The sequence below is a fragment of the Candidatus Pelagibacter ubique HTCC8051 genome (assembly GCF_000472605.1).
In the GTDB taxonomy this organism is placed as follows: Bacteria; Pseudomonadota; Alphaproteobacteria; order Pelagibacterales; family Pelagibacteraceae; genus Pelagibacter; species Pelagibacter communis_B.
Window position 1 is genome coordinate 177,786 of sequence record NZ_KI421440.1, and the last position, 17,608, is coordinate 195,393.

Here is a 17,608-nt window from a genome sequence, read left to right on the forward strand (position 1 = left end):
GAAGTTTACGTAATAAATATTAAATTAAATTCGCCAGATAAATAATTTATCGCTTAAATTTATTTAAGAGGAAAGTCCGGGCTCCACAAGGATACAGTGCCAGATAACACCTGGCGGGGGTAACCCTAGGGATAGTGCCACAGAAAATAAACCGCCATAACATGGCAAGGGTGAAAAGGTGTGGTAAGAGCACACCGGTTCTATTGGTAACAATGAACGCTGGAAAACCCCACTGGGAGCAAGACTAAGTAGAGATGACATTGTTGAAAAACTAAAAGCCATCCTTGGCTAGTCATCAGGGTTAGTTGCTTGAGCTTAAGAGTGATCTTAAGCCTAGACAAATGATAGGTTTAAATGACAGAACCCGGCTTATAGTTTATCTGGCACTTAACTATTAAAAACAAAAAATAAATTAACAACTCAATTATTGTTGTAGTTAGAAGCATAAATTATAAAGGAGCATGGATAAGCATACTCATTATTTAAGCAACTACATAAAGCAAGAACTCATCCCATTAACGATAATAATACTAAATTTTACTTTATAAATTCAGTAAAATTATAGATCGAATCAACGTTTGACTATTATTTTAAATACCCATATATTCCCATATATTCCCAATTATGGAATTTATAAATTTAAAATTATATGTTTTTATCTACTTACGAAAACAAATTGGACAAAAAAGGGAGAGTATCTGTGCCTGCTAGTTTCAGATCACATTTGTCGAATTTAGGTTATAACGGTGTTATTTGTTATCCATCTTTTAATAATTCTTCAATAGAAGCATGTTCTCAAGATAGAATTGAAAAAATTTCTTCTGCAATAGACTCATTAAATCCTTTTGAAGAAAAACGGGATTATTTTGCAACATCAATATTATCAGATAGTACAAATTTACAGTTTGATAGTGAAGGTAGAATTTCACTTTCATCAAAATTATTAAAACATGCAAAAATAAAAAATAGCATTTTGTTTGTTGGTCAAGGTCAAACCTTTCAAATATGGGAACCAACAGCTTTTGAAAAATTTAAGACATCTGCAAGAAAAAAAGCAAATTTAAATAGAGCAAGTCTTAAATGGGAAAAACACTTAAACTACAACGAGGGGAAATAAAAGATGACAATTAACTTTAAAGCACCAGAAATTAAAGAACTACAGCCACGACTATTAGTAATGGGAGTTGGTGGAGCAGGCGGTAATGCAATCAATGAAATGATTGAAAATAATCTACAAGGAGTAGAATTTATTGCAGTCAATACTGACGCACAAGATTTAAAGTTAAGCAAATGTAAAACAAGAATTCAAATAGGATTAAATTTAACTAAAGGTTTAGGTGCGGGTGCAAAACTTGATATTGGTCAAGCAGCAGCAGACGAGTCATTAAATGAAATTGTAAATACTTTACAAGGTGCAAATATGGTTTTTATTGCAGCTGGTATGGGTGGTGGAACAGGCACTGGTGCTGCTCATGTCATCGCTAGAGCTGCAAAAGAATTGAATATTTTAACAGTAGGTGTTGTGACTCTTCCTTTCTTATATGAAGGCCCCTCTAGAATGAGAAGAGCACAACAAGGTTTGGAAGAATTAAGAAAACATGTTGATACAATTATTGTTATTCCAAACCAAAATCTTTTTAAAATAGCAAATGAGCAAACAACATTTGAAGACTCTTTTAATCTTTCAAATAATGTTTTGATGCATGGAGTACAAAGTATTACAGATTTGATGGTAAGACCTGGTTTAATAAATCTAGATTTTGCTGATGTCGAAACAGTAATGGCATCTATGGGTAAAGCCATGATGGGGACAGGAGAAGCTGAAGGTGAAGGTAGAGCTATTCAAGCTGCTGAGATGGCTATAAGCAATCCATTGATTGATGATTATACTTTAAAAGGTGCAAAAGGATTATTGGTAAACATCACTGGTGGAAAAGATCTTAAACTTTTTGAAGTCGATGAAGCTGTAAACAAAGTTAGAGCTGAAGTAGATCCAGAGGCAGAATTGATTATAGGAGCAATTACAGACTCTGAACTTGACGGAAAAATGAGAGTTTCAATTGTTGCAACTTCTTTGGATGGCCAACAACCAGAGTCAAAATCAGTTATAAATAATGTTCACCGAATTCAAAATCGTAATCCTGGTTACTCTGATTTTGCAAATATGGGTACATCAAACTCGTTTAATTTCTCTAGCACATCAACAAGCAATCCAATTACACATGGCGCTAATGCATTGAAGTTAGATAATGAAATTGTTCAAGAACAACCACAAGAACAGCTAAACACTAATGTAACAAATGAAGAAGTAATGCAGAGCAATAACATTGAAACAACGAGTGTTGTTGAAGATACTTCTGTAAATGAGATGGAAAAATCTTTTACTCAAGAAGCAGTAGAAGCATCAAATGAACAACTAGTTGATGAGAAAGTAGAAGAAGATGTTTCCAATGATCTAAAAGAATTTGGTGTTGACTCAGATGCACCAGATTTATTTAGTTCAGAAATTGAAAATTTAAGCTCAGAAGATTTATTGTCTTCAAGTGATAATGAAGAGGATGACGATCTAGAGATACCAGCATTCTTAAGAAGACAAAAGAATTAATGGTCTTCAAAGAGATAAATGGACGCCACCATAGTACCGGAAGTGCAAAAGCATTATCCAGTACTGCTAAAAGAAATTATTAGCATTATTTCCCCTCAATATGGTGGCACATTTATTGACTGTACATTTGGTCAAGGTGGCTATTCAAAAAAAATATTAGAGTTTAAAGATACTAAAGTAATAGCTTTAGATCGAGATATTGAAAGTGAAGTAATAGCTAGTAAGTTAAAAAATAAATTTGAAGATAGGTTTTTATTTAAAAATATTAAATTTAGTCAGCTAAATAATTTAAAACTTAAAAATGAGAATGTCAAAGGGATCATATTTGATCTTGGTTATTCTTATGTTCAAATTAAAGATCCTAAAAAAGGTCTATCATTTGATTCAGAGGGAAATTTAAATATGCAGATGGGTTTAAATGATTATTCTGCTGAAGATGCAATTAATAAATTAGATGAAAGAGAACTAGATAAGATATTTAAATTTTTTGGAGAAGAGAAAGAAAGTAAATTCATAGCAAGAAATATTGTTAAAGAAAGAGTAAAAAAAAAAATAGATACCCAAACACTTGTTGAGATAATAGATAATACTAAGAGAAAAAAAAATTTTAAAAAAAATAGTGCTACGAAAGTTTTTCAAGCATTAAGAATTTTAGTTAATAAAGAAATAAGTGAATTAATTTTTGGATTAATTAACGCAACTAAAGTTTTAAAAAAAGATGGTGTTTTAGCAGTAGTTACATTTCATTCACTTGAAGATAAAATTGTTAAATATTTTTTGAAAAGTCTCTCTGAAAAAAAAAGTATATCAAGATATGCTCCTGTTTCTGAGCAGCCTGAAACATTATTAAAATTAAATGAAAAAAAAGTAATTAAACCCTCTGATAAAGAAGTAAGTGAAAATTTACCATCAAGATCAGCAAAGCTTAGATATGCGATAAAAAAAAATGACTTTTATGACTTTAAAACTGACATTTTAGATCAATTCAGTAACTTGATTGAGATAGAAAATTTTGGGAATAAGTTATGAAAAAAACTGCATTAGTATTGGTTATTTTTTCACTAATTTTATCAACCGCTATAATTAAAAATTCTGCAAAAAAAAATGAAGATAAAATTTTTACTGTAAAAGAGAATATTAGAATTTTAAATTCAGAACTCGAGAAAATTAAATTAGAATTTGATTATCTTAGTTCCTCAGACAAACTATTAGAGTTTCAATCATTATATTTTGAAAATAATTTAGTACAAAAAAAAATTGAAAATATAAAAGTCTTTAAAATAACAAATGAGGATAAAAAGATTAAAAATTTAAAAATAATTAAAGATTAATGAAAAAATTAACAACGAGAATTATTATTGAAGATCATAAAAATAATTTTGATTATAAAAAAAGTGATACTAATTTAAAAATTCGATTTAATAGAGTTGCGTTTATATTTTTTTTCTTTTTCATCATTTATCTAATTTACACTATACATTTAATTCATCTTGGATCACGTAAACCCAATATAGAAATATCTGATAAGCCTGCGTTTGCTAATAAACTTTATAGAGCGGATATAATTGATATAGATGATAACTATTTAGCTAAGACAGTTAAATCAATTGATATAGGTATAAAGACTTCAGATATAATAGATCAGAAAAAACTTTTATTAAGTTTAAATATTATATTTCCAAAAAAAGATTTTAAAAAAATTAAAAAACAACTTGATACAAAAAAGTTCTTTTGGTTAGAAAAAAAAGTTTCAGAAGAAGACTATGAAAAATTAATGAAACTTGGAGATAATTCTATAAAACCTGAAGAAAAAGTTTTGCGGATTTATCCTCAAAAAAATCTTTTTAGTCATATCATTGGTCAAATAGATGATGATAACAATGGTATTTCTGGCTTAGAAAAATCATTTGATGAGATTCTCAGAAAGTCAAAAAAACCAATAAAACTCACAGTTGATAAAGATGTACAGTTTTTAATACGAAAAGAACTAATTAAATATCAAGAAATTTTTAAAAGCAAAGGTAGTGCTGCTATACTAATGAATGTAAACAATGGAAATATTCTTTCACTAATTTCATTGCCTGATTTTAATCCAAATGAAAGACAAAACATAACTGATGTAAATTTTATTAATCGAGTAACCAAAGGAACTTATGAACTTGGTTCAGTTTTCAAATCATTCACATTTGCGAGTGCCTTAAACGAAAATTTGATAAAACCGGAAACAGAATTCCTAGATTTACCAAAATCTATTCGCTGTGGTAAAAATAGAATAGGAGAATATGATGATAAAATCCCAACAGATTTAACAGCCGAACAGATTATAATTAGATCTGGAAATATTGGTTCAGTTAGAATTGGACAACAAATTGGACCTGAGAAGTATAAATCCTTCTTAGAAAGAATTGGGATTTTAAGTCCAATTGATTTTGATATTGATGAGGTGGCTCCACAAAAAAACTATAATTTTGGTAAATGTAAATTAGCCACAGCCTCATATGGTCATGGTATTGCAACTACAATTCTTCAATTGTCAAAAGGATATGCAATATTATCTAATGGTGGTTATGATGTTAAACCGACTTTAATTTTAAAGGAAAATAATAAATCTCAGGGCACAAGGCTTTTAAAAAAAGGAGTATCTGATCAAGTCGTTACAGTTTTAAGAAAAATTGTTAATACAGAAGAAGGTACTGCAAAATTTGCAAATGTTCCAAATTATGAAATCGGAGGTAAAACAGGAACTGCAGATAAAGTTTTAAATGGAATTTATTCTGATGATGCAAAAGTGAACACCTTTGCTTCAATATTTCCAACTTCAAATCCTCAATTTGTATTCATAGTGATGCTAGATGCACCAATAAAATCTAAAGATTATTATTATAAATACAGACATCGAAAGGGTGGTTGGAAAGGAACATTAAACAATAGTGCTGGATGGACTTCTGTCGAGGTAGTTGGAAAAATAATAGATAAAATTGGGCCTATTTTAGCCACAAAATATCTAGAAATTAAATAATCATGCTTCTAGGAGATTACTTCAAAAATATTCAGAAAAAATATAAAAAAATTTTTTTTTCAGGAATTTCATTCAATAGTAACCAAGTAAAAAAACATAACATTTTTTTTGCAATTAAAGGAAATGAAATAGATGGAAATAACTTTATATTATCTGCAATCTCAAATGGTGCAAAAATTGTTGTTACTGAAAAAAAAATTAATGGACTAAAAAATGGCATTCTATTTATTCAATCAAATAGTATTAGAAAATTATTAGCTGAAATATCATTTAAAATTAATAACAAAATCCCGAATAATATTATTGCAGTTACAGGTACAAATGGAAAATCATCTATTGCAGATTTTTACTATCAAATATTAGAATTAAATAATAAAAAAGCTGCATCAATCGGCACATTGGGAATTAAGTCAAAAAAATTTAAAAAGAATTTACCAAACACTACAATAGATCCAATTCAATTAAGTAAAGTTTTAAGACATTTAAAAAAAATAAATATTAACAATGTTATTATGGAAGCATCAAGCCACGGCTTAAGTCAAAACAGATTGGATGGACTATTTTTTAATACTGGAATATTTACAAATTTATCCCAAGATCACCTGGACTATCATAAAAATATTAAAGATTATTTAAAAGCTAAACTTTATTTATTTGAGAAATTGATTAAAAAAAATGGAAATATTATTACTGATGAAAAAATACCTCAATTCAGGAAAATAAAAAGTATAGCCTCCAATAAAAATTTAAAGCTTTTTTCATTATTAGATAAAAAAAATAATTTTCAATTTCTCTCTCACAAGTATGAAGGCGAGTCTCAATTGTTGGAGATTAAATACAATAATTCAATACACAAAATTAAGCTTAATTTGATAGGAAAAATTCAGTTAAAGAATATATTAATGGCAGTCATTGCTTCAATAAAAAGTAATATCAATATTAAAAACATACTTAATGTAATACCAAAAATAAAATCTGTGGAAGGAAGGTTTGAAATTGTTGGAAGGATAAAAAATAATTCAAAAGTAATTTTAGACTATGCGCATACACCAGATGCTTTAAAAACTTGTCTTAAAAATTTAAAAGAGCAATTTCCAGGCCAGAAAATAACTTTAGTGTTTGGTTGTGGAGGCAATAGAGATCAAAATAAAAGAGCTAAAATGGGTAAAATTGCTGATCTTTTTTCAGATAAAATTTATTTAACTGATGACAATCCAAGACTAGAACAACCTAGTAAAATAAGAAAAGATATAAAAAAAGGAATAAAAAATCAAAAAATTTTTGAATTTCCAAATAGAGAAAATGCAATATCAGAAGCAATAAAACATTTAAAGACAGGAGATATTTTACTTGTAGCTGGAAAAGGTCATGAAAAAGTTCAGGAAATTGGTGTAAAAAAATTTTTTTTCTCAGATAAAAAAATTATTCTTGATGCAATCAAAATTAAAAATTTGGATTTATCAAATAATTTGAAGGTCAATATAATTAATGAGCTAAATGGAAAACAAAAAATATCAAGCAAAATTTCTTTCAAAAAGGCTAAAATAAATTCTAGAGAAATAATAAAAGGTGATATTTTTTTTGCAATTAAAGGCATAAAAAATGATGGTAATAAATTTATAAGTGAAGCTTTCAAAAAAAAAGCATCAATAGCAGTAGTTAATAAAATTGAAAAAAAAATAAATATTTCTCGTCAAATTAAAGTTAAAGATACACTTAAATTTTTAACAAAAAGTTCTAAGATATATAGAGAAAATATAAAAACAAAAATTATTGCTATTACAGGTAGTTGTGGAAAAACCACATTAAAAGAATTATTAGGCAGCTCATTAAACCAATTATCTAAAGTAGGAATTTCTCCTAAATCCTATAATAATAAATATGGAGTACCACTGAGTCTTCTTAATTTAGATCAAAAAAATAATTATGGAGTTTTGGAAATAGGAATGGATAAAAAAGGAGAAATTGATTATCTTTCTAAAATTGTTAAACCAGATGTTAGTGTAATTACTAACATTAATTACGCTCATGCTAAGAATTTTAAGAGTCTTAGACAAATTGCTTTAGCTAAATCAGAAATAATTAATAATACAAAAGTTAATGGGTTTATTGTTCTTAATTCTGATGATAATTTTTTTACATTACATAAAAATATAGCTAATAAAAGAAATCTAAAAATTTTATCATTTGGTATTGATAATCATGATGCAAATATAAAGTTGATAAGTATTAAAAAAATTTCCAATAAGTTTAAAGTAATAATTAGGATAAATAATTTAAAAACCTATTTTTTTATTTCTAATGATTTTCAAAATAATATCTTAAATATTTTGGCTACAATAGCTGTGATGAGTATTTTTTTTGACATATCTAGATTAAATAAAAATATTTTTATGAGTTTTAAAATACCAAATGGTAGAGGAGATATTACTAAAATTAAGATTAATAAAAAGAACCTAAATTTAATAGATGAAAGTTATAATTCAAATCCATTGTCTCTTAAATCTGCAATTTTAAATTTTGATAAAATTAAAATTGATAAAGAAAAAAAATATTTGTTATTAGGTGATATGCTAGAACTTGGAAAACATTCAAAAAAGCTTCATCAATCTATTGGAAAAATAATAAATAATACAAAGATTGATAAAATTTTTGTTAAAGGAAGTAAAGTTTTGAATACATACAATTCTATTTTAAAAAAGAAAAAAGGTAGAATATTAAACAACAACTCACAAATTATTGATTTGATTAAAAACGATTTAAATAATAATGATTATCTTATGGTTAAGGCCTCAAATGCGACAGGATTCAATAAGATAATTAGTGACATAAAAGGCTCTAAATAATGCTTTATCAATTTTTACTAAATTTCGTCGATATCTTTGGATTTTTAAACGTTTTTAAATACATTACATTTAGAACAGGATTATCCTTATTTACTTCATTAATTATAGTTTTGTTAGTTGGAGGACCTTTTATAAGGTTTTTTTCAAATAGAAAAATTGTAAATCCCATACGCGATGATGGGCCTCAAGACCATATAGTAAAAAAAATTGGAACTCCAACAATGGGAGGAGTTATAATTTTGTTTGGATTACTGTTATCTGTTTTATGTTGGGGAGATCTATCAAATATAAGTATTTTATTTTGTATTTATATTGCTATTTCATTTGGTTTATTAGGTGCTTTTGATGATTTTAAAAAAATAAAATATAATAATTCTTCAGGTATTTCATCAAAATTAAAAATACTATCACAAATTTTTTTAGCAATATTAGGAATTAGTTTATTTATTTATTTTGTTGATTATCAAGAAATTACAAATTTATATTTTCCTTTTTTTAAAAATTTAATAATTAATCTTGGATGGTTTTTTATTCCTTTTTCTGTATTTGTAATTGTTGGTTCATCAAATGCAGTCAATTTAACTGATGGACTTGATGGATTGGCTACAGTTCCTGTAATTTTAGTTGCAGGTTGTTTTGCTTTTATAAGTTATGTAACTGGAAATATTGTATTTTCTGATTATTTACAAATTCCATATATTGAAGGTACAGGTGAAGTTTCAATTTTCTGTGGAGCTATAATAGGATCATGTTTAGGATTCTTGTGGTTTAATGCACCACCAGCTAAAATTTTTATGGGTGATACAGGCTCTTTAGCACTCGGGGGCTCTTTGGGAGCTGTTGGAATAATTACAAAACATGAAATAGTATTAGCAATTACAGGTGGGTTATTTGTTCTTGAGGCTGTATCTGTGATGGTACAAGTAATTTCTTTTAAATTAACTGGAAAAAGAATTTTTAGAATGGCACCAATACACCATCATTTTGAAAAGAAAGGATGGCCCGAGTCAACAGTTGTAATTAGATTCTGGATTATTTCAATTATTTTAGCAATGATAGGTCTTGCTACTTTGAAATTAAGATAATGATTAATAATAAAAATATTTTTTTGAAAAAAAAAATATTAATTTATGGTTTAGGTAAAAGTGGAATTTCATCATATAAATTTTTAAAGAATAAAGCCAAGGTTTATTTGTTTGATGATGACGCAAAAAAAAAATTTAAATATCAACCTAAGCAATGGATAAGTAATATTAAAAAAATATCTAAAAATAAGTTTGATATAATTATTATTAGTCCTGGAATAGATATTCTAAATTGTAAATTATCTGAATTTCTTAAAAAAAATGAGTCCAAAATTTTTACAGATTTAGATGTATTCTACTCGTTTTACAAAAACAAAAGTATCACCATCACTGGAACTAATGGTAAATCAACTACAGCTAAAATATTGTATGATATTTTATCAGATCAAAACTATGATTGTAGGCTGATCGGAAATATTGGAAATCCAGCATTATCTGAAAAAAAATTTACAAAAAATACTATTTTTGTGATTGAAGCTTCATCATATCAATTAGAATATAGTCAATTATTTACTTCAAAATATTCAGTAATACTTAATATAAGTCCTGATCATATAGAGAGACACAGAAACTTAAAAAATTATATCAATGCTAAATTTAAATTATTAAATTTTCAGTCAAAAGAGTCTATTGCCTTTGTTAAAAAAAATGATGTATTAATAAATAAAAAGCTAAAAAGTAAAAAATATAATCCAAAAATTATTAGAGTTGATTTAAAAAAAGCAAATAAAATAATTAAACAATTAAAGAATAAATACTTTTTATCTTCAGGAAATCTAGAAAATTTATCATTCGTTTTAAAGATTTCTGAAACATTAAATTTAAATGGTAAAAAACTTATAAAAACTTTAAATAGATTTAAAGGTTTAAAATATCGACAACAAATTATCTATGAAAATAAGAATTTAACAATAATTAATGACTCTAAGTCTACAAGTTTTGCTTCATCAGAAAATCTATTAAAAAATTTAAAAAATGTTTATTGGATTTTAGGGGGCATTCCTAAAAAAGGTGATCAATTAAATCTACCTAAAAAATATTGTAAGAATTTTAAAACATTTATTTTCGGTAACAATCATAAAGAATTTAAAAAAAATATAAAAAATAAAATAACTTTAAAACATTCTAAATATTTGAAAGATATATTAAATGAAATATTTTTTGATTTAAAAGATAAGAATCTAAAAAAAATTATTATTTTATTTAGTCCAGCTGGAGCATCATTCGATAGCTTTAAAAATTTTGAAGAAAGAGGAGAATATTTTAATCAATTAATAAAAAAATTTCTTAATGCAAAACAACAACTTTTTATATAGATTTTACTATCAATGGTGGAAGAGTATAGATAAATCAATCTTTTTAATTATAAGTTCGTTATTTGCAATTGGACTTTTTTTTTCATTAGTTTCAACATCACTAATTGCTTCAGACAAACTAGATACAAATAGCTATTTCTTCTTTTTTAAGCATTTGATTTATATTTTTATTGGAATAATTATTATTTATATTTTTTCTTCTTTAAAAACCAATCAATTATTTTATTATTCATATTTTCTTTTTTTTATTACTTTAGTTTCTTTATTTTTGGTACCAATTATAGGTGTTGAAGTAAAAGGATCAAAAAGATGGATAGATTTATTTTTTTTACCAAGATTTCAACCAATTGAATTATTAAAACCTTTTTTAATTATTGTAATTTCAAGTATTCTTTCTAGCGTCAGAAGTTCAAACCTCTTTTTAAAATATTTATTATCAATTGTCTTAGTATCAATAATCTCTTTACTTCTCGTATTGCAACCAGATATTGGCCAAACTCTTCTTATTGTTTTCTCTTGGGCAGTTTTAATTTTTATCTCTGGCATCAATATCCTTATTCTTTTTGGTTTTTCTATATTTGCTTTTACGTCATTAGCTTATTTGATTATGTACGTCCCTAAGTTTGATTATATTCAAAGTAGGATTTTTTCTTTTTTTAACAGAGATACAGGAACACATAATTTTCAATCAGATAAGGCCATAGAGTCCATTACAAGTGGTGGTTATTTTGGCAAAGGAATTGGTGAAGGAACTTTGAAAAATCGAGTACCTGAGGCACATACTGATTATATTATATCTGTGATTTCTGAAGAGTTCGGTGTTGTTGCCATAATAATAATATTATTATTATTTTTAATGTTTATTTACATGGTCTTTAAAAAAATAAATTATGAAAAAGATGATAAAACTAAACTTATTTTAATTGGATGTGTAAGCTTAATCTTAATGCAAGCAACTATTCATGTAGGTGTAAATATTAGACTATTTCCTACAACAGGTATGACCCTACCATTTTTAAGTTATGGAGGTTCTTCAATAATAAGTATTTCGATACTCTCAGGAATAATTCTAAATTTAACTAAAAGAAAAATAGAAAATTAAATGAAAAGTAAGATTTTAATTTCCACAGGAGGATCTGGCGGACATGTAATTCCAGCAATTACAATTCATGATCATTTAAAAGAAAATTATGATATATTAATTTCAAGTGATGTAAGAGGTCTTAAATATCTTGATGATAAATTTTATAATACTCTAATTATTGATACACCTAAGTTAAATAATTTTATTTTATTGCCTTTATCAATTTTAAAAGTATTTTTTTTAACTTTAAGATCATTGATATTATTAAAAAAAGAAAAAATACAAACTCTTATTTCTACAGGTGGATATATGTCACTACCTTTATGTATGGCTGCAAGAATATTAAACATTAAAATTTATTTGCTAGAACCAAATATGGTAATCGGTAGAGCAAATAAATTTTTTCTCAAATTTTGTAAAAAAATTTTATGTTATTCAGAAAATATTATTGGTTTTCCCAAAGAGCATAAATATAAGTTAAAAATTATAAATCCCCTTATAAGGAAGAAATATTATGACAAAAAATTAAAAAAAAGTAATAATGAAAAATTTACTTTAATAATAATTGGTGGAAGCCAAGGTGCGCAAATATTTGATAAGATTTTACATCAGTCAATTATAAAAGTTTCAAAGATAAAACCACTAAAGGTAATTCATCAAACAAATCAAAAAAATATAGGTAACCTCAAAAATCTATATTTAGAAAATAACATTGACAATACTGTTTTCAGTTTTGATCAAAACCTTAATTTATTAATAGACCAGGCAGATTTATGCATAACAAGATCAGGTGCCTCTAGTTTGGCTGAAATTTCTTTATCTAAAAAACCATTTATCGCTATTCCATTACCAAGTTCTAAAGATAATCATCAATTAGAAAATGCAAATTATTATAAAAATAAAGGTTGTTGTTGGGTTATTGATCAAATCAATTTTGATAAAAAAAATTTTGAAAATTTGTTGTTAAACATATTAAGTAATAAGGATGAGATACTTGTGAAAAAAAATAATTTAGAAAAATTAAATTATCAAAACACATGGAATAATGTTAATCAAAATTTATTAAATATTATTAATGAAAATTAAATTAGCAAAATCTGAGATAATTCACTTTATAGGTATTGGTGGGATAGGTATGAGTGGATTATCCCTTATAATGAAGGGTAAAGGGTTCAGGGTTCAGGGTAGTGATATTGCTACCAATAAGAATATTGAAAGATTAAAAAAAGAAAAAATAAAAATTACAATTGGACATAAAAAACAAAATATAAATAAAGCCACTATCGTTGTAGTTTCTTCTGCAATAAAAAAAAATAATCCAGAACTAGTAGAGGCAAAAAAAAAACAATTACCTATTTATAAAAGAGGAGAAATGCTAGCAAATATTGTTTCTCTTACAAAAAATATAGTAGTTGTTGGCTCTCATGGAAAAACAACTACGACATCATTAATAGCTTCAATTTTTCAGGAAACCAAAATAGATCCAACTATTATTAATGGAGGGGTAATAAATTCTATCGACAATTCTGCTAAATTAGGCAAAAGTGACTGGTCGATTCTAGAAGCTGATGAGTCTGACGGTAGTTTTGTTTATATTCCCCCTACATACTCAATAATAACCAACATAGATAGAGAGCATATGGATTTTTATAGTTCTATGGATGAGTTGATAAAATATTTTACTAAGTTTGTGAATAAAGTTCCATCTTTTGGAAAATCTTTTATTTGTATAGATGATAAGAATAATAAAGAATTAATTAAGAAACTAAGTAATAAAAATTTTTATACTTATGGTATTAATACAAAATCAAATTTTTGCATTAAGAATATTAAACAAGCAAAAAATTATTCTGAGTTTGATTTAAAGATTATTTTACCAAATAAAAAGAATAGATTAATTAAAAAAATTAACATTCCATTGCTAGGAATGCATAATATTAGAAATTCAGTTGCAGCATCAGCCTTAGCAATTACAGTTGGATTAACAATTTCAAGCATAAAAAAAGGTTTAAAAAATTTTAAGGGAGTTCAAAGAAGATTTAATAAAATTTTTACGTTTAATAAAGTCGACTTTTTTGATGACTATGCTCATCATCCAACAGAAATAAAAGTTGTATTAGATGGAGTAAATAATGTTTACAAAGGTTATGAAAAAGTTTGCATTTTCCAACCACACAGAATATCTAGATTAAAAGATTTAAAAAAAGAATTTACTTATGCATTTAAAGATGCAGATATAGTAATTTTATTGCCTATTTATACTGCAGGTGAAAAAATATCATTAGGTTTTAAATATGAAAATTTTGCAAAAGAAATAATTAAAAATTCAAAAGTAAAATTATTTTTAGTAGATGATAGATTTCAATTAGCAAAATATATTAAAAATAATATTTATGGAAAAAAAATAGTTATTGGAATGGGTGCTGGAACTATCTCGACATGGATGAGAGAAATGCCTAGATATTTATAATGAGTATGAACCAAAACGATCTATTAATGGAATTTAATGAAAATATAAAATTTGATCATAATTTAAAAAAAAAGAATTGGTTTAATATAGGTGGCAATACTAAGATTTATTATAAAGCAGTAAATTTAAAAGAATTAATTAGATTTTTAAAAATAATTGGAAATAAAGAGGAATTATTTGTTTTAGGTGGGGGATCAAATACCTTAATTACTGACAAAACTTATGATGGTGTTGTAATTAAGTTATCAAATAATTTTAATAATATTTCTCTTTTGTCAGAAGATATAATTATTGCTGGAAGTGCTGTTAGCGATAGATCACTTTCAAAATTTGCAATGGATAATAGTTTGGGTGGATTTGAATTTTTATCTTGCATACCTGGTACAGTTGGAGGAGGAATAAAAATGAACGCAGGGTGTTTTGAGAGGGAATTCAAAGATATTTTAATTTCGGTACAAGCTATCAATAAATCAGGTAAGGTTATTACTATTCCAGCAAAAGAAATTAATTTTAAATACAGAGACAGTGGATTACCCAATGATTTAATCTTTTTAAGTGCATCATTTAGGGGTTTTAAAAAAAATTCAAATTTAATAAAGGATGAAATGATAAAATTAAAAGAAAAAAAAGAAAAGGCACAACCCACAAGAATTAAAACCAGTGGAAGTACTTTTAAAAATCCATTAGGTCAATCAGATAAAAAAGTTTGGCAACTAATAAAAGAGTCAGTCTCATTAGAAAAATCATTCGGAGACGCTTGTATATCAGACAAACATTGTAATTTTTTTGTTAACAAAGGTAATGCTAAGTTTGATGATATGAAAAAATTAATAGAATTTGTATCTGAAAGTGTTTTAAAAAAAACAGGTGTAAAATTACAAACAGAAATAAAAATTTTAGAATAAATTGACAAAAAATATACTTATACTCGCTGGTGGAATTTCAAAAGAAAGATTAATAAGTCTTGATACAGGTTTTCAAGTTGCAAAAGAGCTTAAAAAAAATGGTTATAAAGTAAAAATTTCTGAACCAGATGTGAACTTGTCAAAAAATATTAAAATATTTAAACCAAGTATTATATTCAATGCGTTACATGGCCAGTTTGGTGAAGATGGCTATATTCAGACAATTTTAGAAAGATTTAAAATACCATATACACATTCAGGAGTAATTGCCTCCTCATTAGCAATGAATAAAATAATATCAAAAAAAATTTTTACAAAAAATAAAATTAATACACCAAAATATATTCACCACTCTTATAAAAAAAATTATTTTGAATTAATAAAAGATATTGAAAAAAAGTTAAAATTCCCCGTTGTAGTTAAGCCAATTAATGAGGGCTCAAGTGTAAATGTCTTTATTTGTACAAAAAAAAATATTTCAAAAATTTTAAATTCAATGAAAATTTATAAAGAAATTTTAATAGAAGAATTTATCGGTGGAAGAGAAATTCAAGTTGCAATTATGGGTAGTACAAAATTAGGAGCAATAGAATTAATACCAAAAAGAAAATTTTATGATTACAAGGCCAAGTATAGTAAAAATGCAAAAACAGAGCATATAATTCCAGTGGATCTTCCAAAAAATAAATTAAATGAGGCAATGGACTTATCTCTTAAAGCACACAAAATTATTGGTTGCAAAGGAGTTACTAGATCAGATTTTAAATTTTATAGAAATAAGTTTTATTTACTAGAAATTAATACTCAACCAGGTATGACAAAACTATCTCTTGTTCCAGAAATAGCAAAATACAAAGGAATATCCTTTATAAAACTAATTGAGTGGATTTTAAAAGATGCAACAACGGAAAAGTAAAAAAATTTTAATATATTTTTTTTTACTTCTAGTGGTTGGCTCAATTAATAATATTAATTTTAACAATTTAAAATTACAAAATGTTAATAATATTAATATTGTTGGATTAGATATTGAGGATAAATTAATTTTACTAAAAAAAATTAACAATTTTAATTTAAAAAATATTTTTTTTATAAGTAAGAGTGATTTAATTAACGAAATTGAGTCAAATTCTTTAGTAGAAAAATATTTTATTTTTAAAAGATATCCCTCTTCAATAGATATTAATATTGAGAAAACCAAATTTCTAGCCAAAATTAATAAAAATGGCCAAGCTTTCTATTTAGGCTCTAATGGTAAATTTATAAAAAATGATTTTTCAAATAATCAATTACCTTATATTTTTGGAAGTCCTGAGGTAATTGAATTTTTTGATATTAAAGAAGTCATTGATAAATCTAAAATTACTTACAAAGAGATAAAAAATTTATATTTTTACCCATCTAGAAGATGGGATTTAGAATTAAGAAATAATATCGTAATAAAATTACCAAAAGATAATACCAATCTTGCACTTAATTTAGCATTAGAATTTTTGTACAAAGAAGAATTTAAAGACGTTAAAATGATAGATGCAAGAATTAAAAATCAAATTATTTTAGATGATAGAAAAAACTAATTTTGAAACTTTTGTTTATGTCTCTAATAACAAATATCAAATATTTGTTTATGATAAAAGTAATTATAATAATTTATATGATAAAGAATTACTGATTAATGATGTAGTTGAACTCTCCGACTTGGATAGACTTTCAAACTTTGTTGATGAAAATATTTATAAAATAGAAAAAATAGTAAATAATTTTATAAAAAGTGTTATCTTAATAATAGAAAATGATAATATTTTAAGTACAAGTATTTCACTTAAAAAAAAAAATTATGATAAAAAAATAAATCAAAAACATTTAGAAAGTAATTTAATAGAAATAAAAGATTTATTTTACGAAAATTATCAAGATCAAATTATTATGCATATGATTTTGGTTGATAAAGATAAAAAGGAATATCTATCTAAAAATATAGATATTGATCAAGACCAACTATTTTTAGAAGTAAGTTTCATATCTCTCTCAAATAATATAACCATCTTTTTTGATAAGTTGTTCGAAAATCACCAAATTAAAGTTAGCAAATATATGTCAGCAAAATATATTAAAAGTTTTCTAAATAAAGAAACTAGCGAATTCTCAGTAATGGCGAACAAATTAAGCAGTGGTTATAACCAAAATGAAGTAATAATAGTTTCAAAAAATATAGTAAATAAAGGTCTTTTTGAAAAATTTTTTCAACTATTTAGTTAAAATTGTTTTTTTCAGTAAT

General features: G+C 25.5%; 15 protein-coding genes and 1 other RNA gene. All 16 read left to right on the forward strand.

What is annotated here, in order from left to right; all coding sequences use genetic code 11:
- The first annotated feature begins 33 nt into the window (after positions 1 to 33).
- The 16 genes from rnpB (at position 34) to F754_RS0101015 (ending at position 17,589) form a co-directional block, all read left to right on the forward strand.
- Positions 34 to 388, forward strand: an RNA gene (gene rnpB, locus F754_RS07700) — RNase P RNA component class A.
- A gap of 261 nt (positions 389 to 649) precedes the next feature.
- Positions 650 to 1,117: a division/cell wall cluster transcriptional repressor MraZ gene (gene mraZ / locus F754_RS0100945; protein ID WP_023648042.1), complete on the forward strand. Its 468-nt coding sequence runs from the start codon at positions 650 to 652 to the stop codon at positions 1,115 to 1,117.
- Positions 1,118 to 1,120: 3 nt separating this feature from the next.
- A complete protein-coding gene (gene ftsZ / locus F754_RS0100950) occupies positions 1,121 to 2,605 on the forward strand; it encodes a cell division protein FtsZ (protein WP_023648043.1) in 1,485 nt (494 codons plus the stop codon).
- Between the two features lie 18 nt (positions 2,606 to 2,623).
- Positions 2,624 to 3,634, forward strand: a complete 1,011-nt coding sequence (gene rsmH / locus F754_RS0100955) for a 16S rRNA (cytosine(1402)-N(4))-methyltransferase RsmH (protein WP_023648044.1) — start codon at positions 2,624 to 2,626, stop codon at positions 3,632 to 3,634.
- Positions 3,631 to 3,936 (forward strand): hypothetical protein, encoded by a 306-nt coding sequence (locus F754_RS0100960; protein WP_023648045.1) that lies wholly within the window; start codon positions 3,631 to 3,633, stop codon positions 3,934 to 3,936. Before rsmH ends, F754_RS0100960 begins: the two co-directional genes overlap by 4 nt.
- Positions 3,936 to 5,624, forward strand: a complete 1,689-nt coding sequence (locus tag F754_RS0100965) for a penicillin-binding protein 2 (protein WP_023648046.1) — start codon at positions 3,936 to 3,938, stop codon at positions 5,622 to 5,624. The genes F754_RS0100960 and F754_RS0100965 overlap by 1 nt, the downstream gene beginning before the upstream one ends.
- A 2-nt stretch (positions 5,625 to 5,626) precedes the next feature.
- Positions 5,627 to 8,470: a UDP-N-acetylmuramoyl-L-alanyl-D-glutamate--2,6-diaminopimelate ligase gene (locus F754_RS0100970; RefSeq protein ID WP_023648047.1), complete on the forward strand. Its 2,844-nt coding sequence runs from the start codon at positions 5,627 to 5,629 to the stop codon at positions 8,468 to 8,470.
- Positions 8,470 to 9,555, forward strand: coding sequence for a phospho-N-acetylmuramoyl-pentapeptide-transferase (locus tag F754_RS0100975; RefSeq protein WP_023648048.1), 1,086 nt, complete (start codon positions 8,470 to 8,472; stop codon positions 9,553 to 9,555). Before F754_RS0100970 ends, F754_RS0100975 begins: the two co-directional genes overlap by 1 nt.
- Complete coding sequence (gene murD / locus F754_RS0100980) at positions 9,555 to 10,871, forward strand: UDP-N-acetylmuramoyl-L-alanine--D-glutamate ligase (protein ID WP_023648049.1); 1,317 nt, start codon at positions 9,555 to 9,557, stop codon at positions 10,869 to 10,871. Before F754_RS0100975 ends, murD begins: the two co-directional genes overlap by 1 nt.
- Positions 10,846 to 11,973 carry an FtsW/RodA/SpoVE family cell cycle protein gene (locus tag F754_RS0100985; protein ID WP_023648050.1) on the forward strand — a complete coding sequence of 376 codons (1,128 nt, stop codon included), beginning with the start codon at positions 10,846 to 10,848 and terminating at the stop codon, positions 11,971 to 11,973. Before murD ends, F754_RS0100985 begins: the two co-directional genes overlap by 26 nt.
- A complete protein-coding gene (locus F754_RS0100990) occupies positions 11,974 to 13,041 on the forward strand; it encodes a UDP-N-acetylglucosamine--N-acetylmuramyl-(pentapeptide) pyrophosphoryl-undecaprenol N-acetylglucosamine transferase (protein ID WP_023648051.1) in 1,068 nt (355 codons plus the stop codon).
- The gene (locus tag F754_RS0100995) at positions 13,031 to 14,425 is read left to right on the forward strand and encodes a UDP-N-acetylmuramate--L-alanine ligase (protein WP_023648052.1); all 1,395 of its coding nucleotides are present in this window, start codon (positions 13,031 to 13,033) and stop codon (positions 14,423 to 14,425) included. Before F754_RS0100990 ends, F754_RS0100995 begins: the two co-directional genes overlap by 11 nt.
- On the forward strand, positions 14,425 to 15,330 hold the full coding sequence (gene murB, locus F754_RS0101000) for a UDP-N-acetylmuramate dehydrogenase (protein ID WP_023648053.1): 906 nt from the start codon (positions 14,425 to 14,427) through the stop codon (positions 15,328 to 15,330). Before F754_RS0100995 ends, murB begins: the two co-directional genes overlap by 1 nt.
- Position 15,331: 1 nt before the next feature.
- A complete protein-coding gene (locus F754_RS0101005) occupies positions 15,332 to 16,246 on the forward strand; it encodes a D-alanine--D-alanine ligase (RefSeq protein WP_023648054.1) in 915 nt (304 codons plus the stop codon).
- A gap of 31 nt (positions 16,247 to 16,277) precedes the next feature.
- Positions 16,278 to 16,907 (forward strand): cell division protein FtsQ/DivIB, encoded by a 630-nt coding sequence (locus tag F754_RS0101010; protein ID WP_196228281.1) that lies wholly within the window; start codon positions 16,278 to 16,280, stop codon positions 16,905 to 16,907.
- A complete protein-coding gene (locus F754_RS0101015) occupies positions 16,891 to 17,589 on the forward strand; it encodes a hypothetical protein (protein ID WP_023648056.1) in 699 nt (232 codons plus the stop codon). Before F754_RS0101010 ends, F754_RS0101015 begins: the two co-directional genes overlap by 17 nt.
- Positions 17,590 to 17,608 lie beyond the last annotated feature (19 nt).